A 12279-nucleotide genomic window follows, 5' to 3' on the forward strand; every position below is an offset into this window, starting at 1 on the left:
CGTCGGGCTCACCGGTAGAGGACGCGGCACTCCCAGGGTTGCAGAGCCACTGTGGCGTCGGCCTCCTCACCGACCAGCGGCCCTGCGGAACGGCCCGGCCCGCTGGCCAGGAGCAGACCGGCCCCGGCGACGCTGTGAGCCAGTTCGTCGTCCTGCGGCCACGGGCAGATCTCCGCCGAGCAGTTGGCCACCACGGTGAGCACCCCGCTGTCCGAGGCGCGTCGGTAGGCCCACAGCGTCGGGTGCCCGGCCAGCAGCGGGGTCAGTTCGCCTTCCACGACCACCGGGAGCTCGTGGCGTAGCGCGATGAGCCGTCGGTAGTGGGCGTAGACCGATTCCTCGTCGTCGGCCTGGGCGGCGGCGTTGATCGTCCGGTGGTTCGGGTTCACCGGGAGCCAGGGCGTTCCGCAGGTGAAACCTCCCTGGGGGCCGGCGTCCCATTGCATCGGAGTGCGGGCGTGGTCGCGGCTCATCGAGGTGACGGCTCGCAGGGCCTGTTCGGGGTCGCGGCCGCCCGCCACGGCCATCGCGTAGGCGCCGCGGGATTCGACGTCGTCGATCTCGGCCATGGTGGTGAAGGGGTAGTTCGTCATCCCCAGTTCCTCGCCCTGGTAGACGAAGGGGGTGCCTCGCATCAGGTGCAGCACGGACGCCAGGGCCTTCGCGGAGTTCTCCCGGTGTTCGGGGCTGTCCGAGCCGAAGCGGGAGACGGCGCGGGGCTGGTCGTGGTTCGCCCAGTAGAGCGCTTCCCATCCGCCGCCGTCCCGTAGCTCACGCTGCCAGCGGAAGATGATCTCCTTGAGCCGGACCAGGTCGACCGGGACGGGGTCGTACCGCCCGCCGGGCCCTTGGTCGGCGTCCATGTGTTCGAACTGGAAGACCATGGACAGTTCTCGCCGGTGCTCTGCGGTGAAGCGGACGGCGTGGTCCGTGGTCACGCCCGGGGTCTCCCCGATGGTGAGGATCTCGACGCCGGGGCGGGCGATCGCCGCCGACATCTCCGCCATGAACTCGTGGATGCGTGGTCCGCAGAGCACCTCGGGGAAGCCGTTGCCGTACGGGCTGCCGTCGCCGCGGTCGGTGCCGGGGAGGGGTGCGCCGTCCTGGAGGGGGATGCGTTTGCTGACGAGGTTGACGACGTCGAGTCGGAAACCGTCGATGCCGCGGTCGAGCCACCAGTTCAAGTTGTCGTACAGCTCTCGTCGGAGGGCGGGGTTCTCCCAGTTCAGGTCGGGTTGTTCCGGGGCGAACAGGTTGAGGTGATAGGTCCCGGACGACGGGTCGAGGGTCCAGGCCGGCCCGCCGAAGAAGGACAACCAGTTGGTCGGTTCCGCGCCGGGGTCTCCTGGCCGGTGTCCGGCCCGTGGCTCGGCGAACCAGTACCGTTCCCGGGCCGGGCCGTCCGGGTGGGCGAGGGCCTCCAGGAACCAGGGGTGCCGGTCCGAGGTGTGGTTGAAGACGATGTCCATGACGATGTGCATGCCCCGGTCGTGGACGGCGGCGATCAGTTCGTCCAGGTCGGCCAGTGTGCCGAAGATCGGGTCGACGGCCTGGTAGTCGGCCACGTCGTAGCCGTTGTCCTTCATGGGACTGCGGTAGACGGGGGACAGCCAGAGCACGTCGACACCGAGTCCGGCGATGTGGTCGAGCCGGTCGATGATGCCGCGCAGGTCGCCGATGCCGTCGCCGTCGGCATCGGCGAAACTCCGCGGGTACACCTGGTAGACGACTGCGCTCTTCCACCATCCGGGAGTTGTGGCGTCCATGGGGTCAGCCTAGGCGGGCGCACCCGGGTCGAGGTCGCCGGTTCTCCTCGGACGGTGCCGGGTTCACCGGGTGGAGATCAGGTCGATCTGGCGCAGGGCGATCGTTCCCCCTGAGGAGTCGCCGAGCAGTTCCACCTTGGTGACGGTCTGTCCGGTGGCGCGGGGAGGGAGCGGCATCCGGATGGTGCTCAGCGCGTAGGAGCCGTTCTCCCCGGGGACGGCCCGGTTGATCAGCGCCGGGTGTTCAGCGGGGATGAGCAGCGAGCTGGTGGTGCCGTCCTGGGTGGTCAGCCGGACGGTCAGCGGGGTGCCTTTCTTCTTGTCGGCCCGGTCGCCGTAGGGGGCGAGGGTCAGCGCGATGTGCGAGGTGCGGGCCACTTTGGTGGTGATGGACGCGCCTGTGTCCGCGGTGAGTTTGACCTGGGCGACCTCGCCGAAGACCCGGACGACCCCGTCTTCGGGTTCGGGGCAGCGGTCGGGGTGTTTCTCCGGGTTCTGCGGGTGGTAGAAGGTGCACTTCTTCAGCTGGTGTTCGCCTTGGCCCGATGCCCGCCCGGTGGCGTCGAAGATGATCTTCCGCTGGGGGGAGTTGGTGTGCGCCAGCCAGGAGACCGGGATGTCGCCGAGTTTCTCGGGCAGTCCTGCGGTCGCGGCGAAGGGGATCTCGGCGTCGGCTTTCTCCCGGAGTGAGGTCAGCCAGCGGGTGGCGGCGTCGACGAGCAGTTTCTCGTGGGCGGTCGCGTCGGGGCATCCCTTGTCGCAGGCGGTCCGGTCGTCGGTGCCCGCGGCGGAGAGGGTGCGGTTGACGTAGTTGTGTCCGTATCCGGGGAGGAGCCCGACCAGAGCTGGTTGGCTGCGGGTGCTTCCCAGGTGGTGGCCCAGCCAGTTCACGGCCTGGTAGGGGACGTCCTTGTCCTTGTCCCCGAGGAGGGCGAGATAGGGGACGTCGGGGATCATCGGGGTGACCTTGTCCTTGTCCTCGACCTGGTAGGAGGGCGCATAGGTCATGACGCTGCTGATCCTGGTGGGCCCTTTCTCCCAGGCGGAGACGATCTTCCCGGCGAGCTGCCCTGATCGGGAGTGTGCGATGAGGGCGGCTTTGGCGCTGTCGATCCGGCCTTTCAGGGCGATCCCGAAGGATTTGTCGTCGCCGGAGGTGGCGGCGCGGACCTTCTCCAGGAAGTGGCCGACGACCTTGGTCCAGGCTTCGACCTGGTCGTAGGGCTCGACGAGCGAGCGGGGCATGAAGAGCGGACCGACGTCGGGGACGACGACGGCGTAGCCCTTCTTGGCGAGGTCGGTGGCGAGATAGGCCATGCCTCGGTCGAAACGGTTGTCCTTGTCGCCCGGGCAGGGGAAGGCGTGCGATCCGTCGGCGCAGTTGGGGTGGCGCAGGTGGCTGAGCACGACCAGGGGCGCCGCTTCGGTCCCCTCGACCGGAAGAGTCAGGAGTCCACGTACCGGAGAACGGAATTCACCTGATTTTTTGCCGATCTCGACATCGCCGAGGTCGACGTCGGAGAGGTGGACCCCGTCCGCGGTGGTGACCTTGGTCTCGGCTCTCTGCCGATTCTGTGGGGAGCGGGGGCCGTCCTTCTCGTCGGCATTCTTCGGGGCGGCGGGGGCGAATCCGGCCACGGCGGCGGCGAGCTCCCGGCCCGGCGGTGGTACGGCGTGGGCCGGATACACGCTGAGCAGGCTTCCTGTCACGAGGACGACGACGGCAACCTTGAGGCCTGCGGATGCTCTCACCGGTCGACCTGTCCGCCGACACCGTGGGAAATCATGTCACCAACCACTTTCTTCCAAGCCAGAAAGGCCAAGGAGGCTATCACCAGAATCTCCACCGAGAGGAAGACGACGTCGAACAGACCGACTCCACCGGTGATCCACTCCGGGCTCGCCCAAGATAACACCATGAGGCATACACTCAGGGCAGAATGTCCCGGGCTCCGAAAGAGCTCGGAAATGCATATTTCGCATATCTGACAGGCAATATATGTGAACACCGCAAAAGGGAGTGCCACGGCCGCACAAGAAAGCGCAATGCGTGGATCATGGCCGTGAATGACATTCTTGAACACCAATTTCAACGAGTTCGCCACCGCCATCCATAAACATGACGAAATCGCCACGACCACATAGGTCCCACCATTTTTTACAGGCGGCCTCCGCATCCGAACACCACCTTTCCCACCCGCAGGGATTCACACCCCGAATACTTCAGCCCGACTAGACACCCGTCGACATCGCGAGAAAACCACACCCCGCACAGACGGACGGTGTCGCCGAGAAGGACGACTCCCGTTCCTGGACCGACAATCCCCTTCCCACATTCCGCGCCCCCGACCAAGGCACGACCACAGGTAGCTGAGAACCCCACCGTCCGTACCGGGATAACGGGACGAACGGCCTGAGGGGAAAGCCGAACGGCAGATCCCACAGCTCCGCTCCGAACGTGCCTCGTTCTATCAACGAGAACGCAGGGCGGGCAAGGACTGACGACACATATGAAGTCACAATACGGTCACGCAGTGTCTGCACCTGCAGGATCATGTCGGCCGACGAGCCAGGAGCACCCCCGGGTTCACGTGCGGGCCTCGGATGCCGATGATGTCCACGTGCCCGAGACCACACCAGCAGAAACCCAGCTCCCGTCCTTCCAGACCACCCAGCCGGACCAGGGTTCCACCCGGACCGTCGTGCGTCTGCGCCTCGCGCAACCCGAGGACGCCCCCCAGATGATGGACCTCGAAGCAGCGGTCAATGTGGCTGCTCTTCCACATATCTTCCCGCCCGAGCAGTACCCCTACCCCCGCGATTTCGTCCTGGAGCGGTGGACCAAGGAGCTGCAGGATCCCACCTTCCGGATCTGGGTCGCCGAGGCCACATCCTGTGGCGAGACACCCGGAACCCCGAGGGAGAAGCGCATCGTCGCCTATTGCGCCTGCTGCGAGAAGGAAGGCGAGGCCTGGCTGGAGCACCTCGGGGTCGCCACCGACCTCCAGGGCAGCGGCCTGGCGCGAATGCTCGTCGACAATGCCCGTACCGCGTACACCGGCCGCGAAGTGAACCTGTGGGTGTTGGAGGAGAATCGACGCGCCCGACGTTTCTACGAGCGCGAGGGCTGGAATGTCACCGGCATCACCATGCCGGCCATCTACCCGCCCTATCCGACGATGGTGCGCTATCTGGCCCCGCCGGCCTGACCTTCATCCGCCCCTGGATGGGTTCCGGTACGGGCGCGCGTGAACCGGCGGGGCCGTACCGCGGTCGTGTGCGCCCGTACCGCTGTCGGCGGACCGGCCCTCTCGTTCCTGGGTGACGCCGTGGGTCGTCGACGTCCAGGCGGGTCCGTCGAGGCGATGCCCGCAGAGGGGTTCGGGGCCAAGCCTTCCGGGAGATATGTCCGTACTGTCCGCCATCCCGGGAACAAAGGGACATGTCACATAGTTAAGTGATTGATCATCCAATGACTACGTGACCGAAGGAGCCCCTCCATGCCCGAGAACACCCCCACCGGACCCGGCCCGACCGCCGTACCCGCCAACGTCCAACACCTCATCCTGCTCGTCGCCCGAATCGTCCTGGGCACCATCATGATCGCCCACGGCTGGCAGAAACTGGTCACCAACGGGCTCGGCCCCACCACCGCCGGATTCACCAAACTCGGCGTCCCCCTCCCCTCGATCTCCGCCGCCCTGACCGGCGGAGTCGAACTCATCGGCGGGATCCTCCTCGTCCTCGGCCTGCTCACCACCCTCGCCGGCGGCAGCATCGCCCTCATCCTCGCCGGAGCCTTCTGGTTCGCCCACCGCGGCACCACGATCTTCGCCCAGCAAGGCGGCTGGGAACTCGTCGCCGCGCTCGGCCTGGCCGCACTCGTCATCGCCGCCGTCGGACCCGGCCGCTACAGCCTCGACACACCCCTGCAGCGAGCCCTCACCAAGAAGAGCAGCTGACCCACAAGCACCGCGGACGGGCCGGACGGAACACACCGTCCGGCCCGTCCGCGCACCCGGCCCGCAACCACCTCGGGAGAGAACCGGACGTCACGCCGGGGAATCCACCACCCCGTGCGCCTCCCGACGACGACGAGCACGCTCCAGGGTCGCCACGAAACGATGCGTCATCACCACGAACACCAACCAGGCCCCACCCAGCAGCCACCCCGTCAACACATCCGTCAACCAGTGATGCCCCAGATACACCCGCGACAACCCCATACACACCGAATAGACCGCCAGGAAGAGCAACAACGTCCGACGACGAGCCAACCGGCGCTCCCGCACCATCAGCAGATACACCAACACCCCGACGACCACCACCGCATTCAGCGAATGCCCGCTCGGGAACGACGGCGACACCTCGAACGGAGGCACCGCGAACTCGTGCGCCGGCCGGACCCGCCCCACCGTCTGCTTCCCGATCACCGTCATCGCCACCGACCCCGACGCCGCGAAGACCGTCAGAGCCACCGGCAACCACGACCGCCACCGCCACGCCAGGAAAAGCACCACCACCGACGTGATGATCGGCAACACCACCGTCCCCCCGATCGTGGTGAACGCCGTCATCACCGAATCGAGCCACGGCTGACGCCACTGCACCATCCGGTCCAACACCGGCCGGTCCACCGCGGCCAGCCCGCTGCGGTCGTGCACCGACTCGTAGATCTCCCCGGCAGCCCACGTCGCCGACGCCATCACCACCAATCCCGCAGCGAGCATCAACAGGAAGAGCACCCACTCACCACTCAACGAGGTCAGCCGCGACAGACGGGCGACCAACCGGCGCACGTCCACCGACCGACGCACATGTCGCCCCCCACCCGCACCCTCCGGGACATCGAGATCGGTGGGCGACTTCTGCGATTCCGGTGGCATCCCCCCATGATCGTCCGCCGAACCGTACATTCCCTGTGGATTCACTGCACATCTCCGACATGCTCGCTGTCCGTCAGCCGCACACCAGCTGAACCAGCGCCCCCGCCGCGCAACCCCGAACACTCGCCGACATCCCGCGGCTCTCCCCGAAACACCACCTACCGAGACGATCCCGGCGTTAGCGTGAGAAAGGCACCTGGACGACGAAGACCGAGGAGAAGCCGATGACCGCACGCGCCGGCGACTGGGTACAGATCCACCAGATCGTCCTGGAACCGGGGCGACGCACCGGGAAACTCCCCGACGACACCCGCGCCGTCCCCTTCCGGTCCTGGTCGAAGGGCTATCTGCGATCCGACGCGGAACTGGGGGAACAGGTCGAGATCGAGACCGTGCTGGGACGGCGACTCACCGGGGAACTGGTCGCGGTGAACCCCGGCTACGACCACGGATTCGGATCGACCTATCTGCCCGAACTGCAACAGGTCGGCGCGCAGGCCCGCCGCATCCTCGCCTCACCCGCCTCCGAGGAGAACCGATGACCGACCGGGAACCCACCCGCCCCACCCAGGACCGCTCCTACGAGGCCGTGATGGCCCGCAACGGCGACATCATGCGCGCCGCCCTCGGAGTCGACTACGCCCGCTACGAATCCGGTTCCGTCGCTTTCGACTACACCGCGCTGATGGCCGACGTCGGATACACGGTCGACCAGGTCCGCGAGGCCCAACTGCGGGTCGGGGTCGGCAACACCCCCCTGCTGGAGATGCGCCAGCTGACCGAACTGGCCAGGCGGTGCACCGACGACGGCCTAGGCGCGCGGATCTTCGTCAAGGACGAACAGTGCAACCCGTCGGGCTCCTACAAGGACCGCCGGGCATCGATGTCGATCGTGCAGGCCCGCGAACTGGGCTACCGGGGAGTCGCGGCAGCCACCTCCGGGAACTACGGAGCCGCGGTCGCCAGCCAGGCCGCGATGGCCGGTCTGGGCTGCCTGATCGCGCAGGAGTGCTACGACTCCGACCGGGTGGGACAGCCGGAGATCCTGGAGAAGATGCGCAAGTGCGAGGCGCTGGGCGCCGAGGTGCTGCAACTGTCCGTCGGGCCCGAACTCTTCTACAGCTACCTGCTGGCCCTGGAGGAGACCGGCTATTTCAACGCCAGCCTCTACTCGGCCTACGGCATCGCCGGGGTCGAACCCCTGGGCGTGGAGATCGTCGAGCAGTGCCGCGAAGCCATCGGCAAGGCCCCGGAGTTCGTCATCGCGACGAACGCCGGTGGCGGCAATCTCACCGGGACGGCCCGCGGTCTCGCACTGACCGGGGCCGACACCCGGGTGTACGGCGCCTCGGTCGACCTGCACGGCCTGTCGATGGCCTCCGACCGTGATTTCAACCGGAAGTCGTTCACCACCGGACACACCGGCTTCGGCATGCCCTACGCGACCGACCCCGACCATTCCGATGTGCCACGCAGCGCGGCCCGCCCCCTGCGGTACATGGACGAATACCTGCTGGTGAAACAGGGCGAAGTGTTCGCGATGACCGAGCTGCTGGCCCAGCTCGAGGGCATGGAACGCGGACCGGCCGGGAACACCTCCCTGGTGGCGGCCTTCGCCCTGGCCAGGACGCGGCCCCGCGACGAGGTCGTCGTCGTGCAGGAGACCGAGTACACCGGAGCGGGCAAACACCCGCTGGCGCAGTTGGCCTTCGCCCGGGACATGGGCGTCGAGGTGACCGTGGGCGACCCCGCCGACGAGATCCCCGGGCAGTCGATCGTCCTGCCGGATCATCCCGGCCGGATCGAGGCCCGGTACGCGGACCTGCGCCGGATGCGCACCTCGTACATCCGCAATGCGGTGCGCCATGTCGGGGTCGACCGGGTGACCAGCGACGACGTGGACTACCTGGTGGCGGAGACCCGCACCGACGAGACCTTCGTCCGGGACGCCCTCACCGACCTGGGTGTCGCGCTGCCGGACTCGACCGTCTAACCTGCCACGATGGCCGATCTCCGACTGGAGGTGCACAGCACCCTCACCCCCGAACAGGCGTGGAACGCCCTCTGGGATCTGCGAGCCCACGACCGGATCATCCCGTGGACACGGATCCGGGGGCGGGCGGTGGCGGCACCGCACGAGTGCGCGCAGGCCCTCGAGGTCGGCGCCCGTTTCGTGGCCCGCACCGGGTGGGGACCGTTCGTCCTCGACGATCCGATGGAGGTCGTCCGCTGGGAACCACCGGTCGGATCGGGGGGCCGGACGTCCCCCGGCCGGGCGGTCGTCGTGAAACAGGGGCGGTGGGTGCACGGCTGGATCGAGGCGACGGTGGCCCCGTACGAGACCGGCCCCTACGGTTCGGGGTCGACGGTGACCTGGACCCAGACGTTGACGGTGACAGGGGTGCCCCGCTGCGCCGACCCGATGACCGGTGCCGTCGGACGGGCGGCGTACGGCGCGGTCCTGCGCCGGCTGCTCGACGTCCGCGGGACGACCCGGGCCCCGACGGCGGGCCGCTGACCGCTGGTCGTCCTGGTCGGGTGACCGATGCTGGACAGACCCGCCCCGCCCCGGGTGGTGCTGTCATCATCGGCGGTCGTGAGCACCTTGATCTTCCTGCACGCCCACCCGGACGACGAAGCCAGCCAGACGTCGTTGACGATGGCCCGCGCCGTGGCCGAGGGACACCGTGTCGTCGTCGTCTTCGCCACCAACGGTGACCACGGCGAGGTGGCGGCCGACCTGCCCGAGGGCATGTCCGTGGTGGCCTACCGTCGTGGCGAGGCCGAACGGTCCGCGCAGGTGATCGGCACCCACCGGGTCGCCTGGCTGGGTTACGCCGACTCGGGGATGACCGGGTGGGCGCAGAACGAGTCGACGGACTGTCTGCACGCCGCCGATCTGGACGAGGCGGCCGGACGACTGGCCGCGATCCTGGACGAGGAGGACGCCGACGTCCTGGTCACCTACGACGACCACGGCGGATACGGGCATCCGGATCATGTGAAGTCCCACCTGGTGGCGCATCGGGCGGCCGCGCTGGCGGCCCGTCGCCCGCGGTTGTTGGAGTCGACGATGAACCGTGACCATCTGCGCAGGCTGTTCGTGGCCACCCGAAGCTTGGGGCCGGGGAAGGCCTTGGAGTGGAATCCGGACGCGCCGGGGGACGACGGCCGCCCGATCGGGTCCCCGCAGAATGCGATCCGGTACTGCGTGGACGGCCGGGATCTCATCGCGGTGAAACGGGCTTCGCTGGCCTGCCATGCCAGCCAGACCAGCGACGTCGGGATGATGTTGCGCATCCCCGAGGAGCATTTTCGGGAGGCCTTCGGCTTCGAGTGGTACCTGGAAGCCGGACGCCGTCCGGAGCGGACCGGCCCGGTGACCACCTGGTTCCTCGACGATCTCCCTGCCTGACCCGCCGCGGGCTCGTCCTCGACGCCGTGTGGCCGAGGACAGAGACGTCCGTGCAGATCTCCTCCACGACGGTCCACAGTGGCTCATGGCGATCATCACCCTCACCCCTGACGAGATGCGGGCCCGCAACACCTTGAAGTGGACCCGGTACGCCCCGGACGTCCTCCCGTTGTGGGTGGCGGAGATGGACATCCGGACCTGCCCGGCGGTGCAGGACGCGATCGCCTCGGCCGTCGGGCGCCAGACCTACGGCTACCCGTCGGGCGACTCCCGGCTGGCCGAGGCCACGGCCGACTGGTGCGCCCGCCGGTACGCCTGGCAGGTCGACCCGGGTCTGGTCCACGCCGTCCCGGACGTCCTCGTCGGGGTGCGGGCGGCGATCGACCACTTCACCACGCCTGGCTCGCCGATCGTGCTCCCCGTCCCGGCCTATATGCCGTTCTTCGACGTCCTGGACGTCTGCGGACGCCGCGGCGTCTTCACCTCGATGCTGGTGGAGGACTGCCCGGACGGCGGCACCGCCCATCGGTTCGACCTGGCCGCGATCGAGGCTGCTTTCGCCGCCGGGGCGGGCGGCATCATCCTGTGCAATCCGTACAACCCGCTGGGTGCGGTCTTCCCGGCCTGGCATCTGGCCGAGGTCTGCGAGCTGGCCGCCCGGTACGGCGCCCGGGTCGTCTCCGACGAGATCCACGCCCCGCTGGTGTACGGGCGCCGCCACATCCCGACGGCGTCGGTCAGCCGTGCCGCGGCCGAGGTGACGGTGACCGTCCTGGCCAGTTCGAAGGGTTTCAACACGCCGGGACTGAAATGTGCCCAGGTGGTGTTGAGCAATGACGCGGACGCCCGACGGTGGTCGCAGGTGCACCGGATGCGCTACGAGGGGGTGTCCACTCTGGGGGTGGAGGCTTCGGTCGCCGCCTACCGGGACGGCGCGGAGTGGTTGGACGAGCTGCTGGTCTTCCTGGCGGGCAACCGGGACCATCTCGCTCGCACGCTGCCCGAGGTGGTGCCCGGTCTGCGGTGGGCCCCGCCGCAGGCGACCTTCCTGGCCTGGCTGGACTTCTCCGGGGTGGCGGCCCTGGGCGGGGCCGACCCGTCGGCGTGGCTCCTGGAGAGGGCGAAGGTCTTCCTCAACCCCGGTCCGGCATTCGGACCGGGAGGACAGCATCACGCCCGGCTCAATTTCGGCACCTCACGAGATATTTTGGAGGAGTTCGTCTCCCGCCTGGGAGGAGCAGTGGGAAGTCGGTGAGGGCACTGTTACCCCAGAACATCTTAGGAAACAGCGAAACGCTTGGGTTGGCACCCCCGACCGAATAAAGTGGACTTCACGAATCGAGCGGGGGTGCCCATGACCATGACAACGCGGGATGAGCTTCTTTCTTCTCAGGTGCGCCGACGTATCGTCGATTTCGTCCGCGATGCCCCTGGACGCCTAGCTGCTGCCGACCTCGGCAGGATGCTGGGTCTGCACGTCACCACGGTGCGTTTCCATCTCGACCAGTTGGAACAGGCCGGGGTGTTGAACTCCGAGCGTGAGCGCCGTGACACGGTGGGGCGGCCGCGGAAGGTGTACACGCTCGCACCGGAAAGCATCCCGGTCAACGAGGCCGCCTACGTGATGCTCGCCGAGGTGCTCGCCGAGGCACTTCCCGGTGGCGCCGCCGAGCGCGCACGGGCGTCGGAGATGGCCGGGGAGGCCTGGGCTCGACGACATGTCTCGGAGAGCGAGGCTCAGGTCTCGCAGACGAGTCGACGGGTGCTTCCGGTCCGTGAGGTCGTCGATGTCCTGGCCCGATGGGGATACCGCCGCGAGACCGTCACCTTGGAGACCCCGTCTCCGGGCTGTCACCGGATGTTCTTGCAGCACTGCCCGATGAGGGAGGCCGCCCTGGCGCATCCCGAGGTCGTCTGCGCAGCCCATCTCGGGCTGATCCGGGGCACCTTCGACCGTTTGGGCGTGTCCAATGTGCAGGTCGAGCTGTCCCCGTGGGTGACCGATGACACCTGCCAGGCCGATCTGACGGTGACGATCACCGAGCTTCCCGATCCGACGTTCGACGGGACGTCCGCGCCCCAGTTGAGTCTGGTGTCCGAGTCGACCCCGTCGCCGGCCCTGGACAAGGCTGCCGGCTGATTCTTCTTCGGCTCTGTGCTCGGTGCCGGGCACAGACGGCCACGGGTCGGGACGACGAAAGAGGGGTGCCGC

12 protein-coding genes are annotated in these 12279 nt (G+C 68.0%); 8 read left to right on the forward strand and 4 right to left on the reverse strand.

Features of this window, described 5'->3' with window-relative positions; genetic code table 11:
- Positions 1 to 8: 8 nt before the first annotated feature.
- The 3 genes from AUCHE_RS11405 to AUCHE_RS16735 form a co-directional block, all read right to left on the reverse strand.
- The gene (locus AUCHE_RS11405) at positions 9 to 1766 is read right to left on the reverse strand and encodes an alpha-glucosidase (RefSeq protein ID WP_006503459.1); all 1758 of its coding nucleotides are present in this window, start codon (positions 1764 to 1766) and stop codon (positions 9 to 11) included.
- A gap of 63 nt (positions 1767 to 1829) precedes the next feature.
- Positions 1830 to 3518: an alpha/beta hydrolase gene (locus AUCHE_RS11410; protein ID WP_040322281.1), complete on the reverse strand. Its 1689-nt coding sequence runs from the start codon at positions 3516 to 3518 to the stop codon at positions 1830 to 1832.
- Positions 3515 to 3685 carry a hypothetical protein gene (locus AUCHE_RS16735; protein ID WP_155889059.1) on the reverse strand — a complete coding sequence of 57 codons (171 nt, stop codon included), beginning with the start codon at positions 3683 to 3685 and terminating at the stop codon, positions 3515 to 3517. Before AUCHE_RS16735 ends, AUCHE_RS11410 begins: the two co-directional genes overlap by 4 nt.
- A gap of 702 nt (positions 3686 to 4387) precedes the next feature.
- Here AUCHE_RS16735 and AUCHE_RS15835 point away from each other — a divergent pair.
- Together AUCHE_RS15835 and AUCHE_RS11420 are read left to right on the forward strand one after the other, a co-directional pair.
- Entirely contained in the window at positions 4388 to 4975 is a 588-nt protein-coding gene (locus tag AUCHE_RS15835) for a GNAT family N-acetyltransferase (protein ID WP_006503462.1), read from the forward strand.
- Between the two features lie 291 nt (positions 4976 to 5266).
- The gene (locus tag AUCHE_RS11420) at positions 5267 to 5728 is read left to right on the forward strand and encodes a DoxX family protein (RefSeq protein ID WP_006503463.1); all 462 of its coding nucleotides are present in this window, start codon (positions 5267 to 5269) and stop codon (positions 5726 to 5728) included.
- Between the two features lie 90 nt (positions 5729 to 5818).
- On the opposite strand, the gene AUCHE_RS11425 is transcribed toward AUCHE_RS11420, so the two are convergent.
- Positions 5819 to 6652: a phosphatase PAP2 family protein gene (locus tag AUCHE_RS11425; protein ID WP_162137253.1), complete on the reverse strand. Its 834-nt coding sequence runs from the start codon at positions 6650 to 6652 to the stop codon at positions 5819 to 5821.
- 224 nt (positions 6653 to 6876) lie between these two features.
- Between AUCHE_RS11425 and ortA the strand changes: the two genes are divergently transcribed.
- The 6 genes from ortA to AUCHE_RS11455 all read left to right on the forward strand — a co-directional run bounded on the left by ortA (position 6877) and on the right by AUCHE_RS11455 (position 12207).
- Positions 6877 to 7194, forward strand: coding sequence for a 2-amino-4-oxopentanoate thiolase subunit OrtA (gene ortA / locus AUCHE_RS11430; RefSeq protein ID WP_006503465.1), 318 nt, complete (start codon positions 6877 to 6879; stop codon positions 7192 to 7194).
- Positions 7191 to 8645, forward strand: coding sequence for a 2-amino-4-oxopentanoate thiolase subunit OrtB (gene ortB / locus AUCHE_RS11435; protein WP_006503466.1), 1455 nt, complete (start codon positions 7191 to 7193; stop codon positions 8643 to 8645). Before ortA ends, ortB begins: the two co-directional genes overlap by 4 nt.
- Before the next feature lie 9 nt (positions 8646 to 8654).
- Positions 8655 to 9170: a hypothetical protein gene (locus tag AUCHE_RS11440; RefSeq protein WP_006503467.1), complete on the forward strand. Its 516-nt coding sequence runs from the start codon at positions 8655 to 8657 to the stop codon at positions 9168 to 9170.
- A gap of 78 nt (positions 9171 to 9248) precedes the next feature.
- Positions 9249 to 10067 carry a PIG-L family deacetylase gene (locus AUCHE_RS11445; protein ID WP_006503468.1) on the forward strand — a complete coding sequence of 273 codons (819 nt, stop codon included), beginning with the start codon at positions 9249 to 9251 and terminating at the stop codon, positions 10065 to 10067.
- An 85-nt stretch (positions 10068 to 10152) separates the two neighbouring features.
- Positions 10153 to 11322, forward strand: coding sequence for a MalY/PatB family protein (locus tag AUCHE_RS11450; RefSeq protein ID WP_006503469.1), 1170 nt, complete (start codon positions 10153 to 10155; stop codon positions 11320 to 11322).
- A 105-nt stretch (positions 11323 to 11427) separates the two neighbouring features.
- Positions 11428 to 12207, forward strand: a complete 780-nt coding sequence (locus AUCHE_RS11455) for a helix-turn-helix transcriptional regulator (RefSeq protein ID WP_162137254.1) — start codon at positions 11428 to 11430, stop codon at positions 12205 to 12207.
- The last annotated feature ends 72 nt before the right edge of the window (positions 12208 to 12279 follow it).

The organism is Austwickia chelonae NBRC 105200 (assembly GCF_000298175.1).
Lineage (GTDB): Bacteria > Actinomycetota > Actinomycetes > Actinomycetales > Dermatophilaceae > Austwickia > Austwickia chelonae.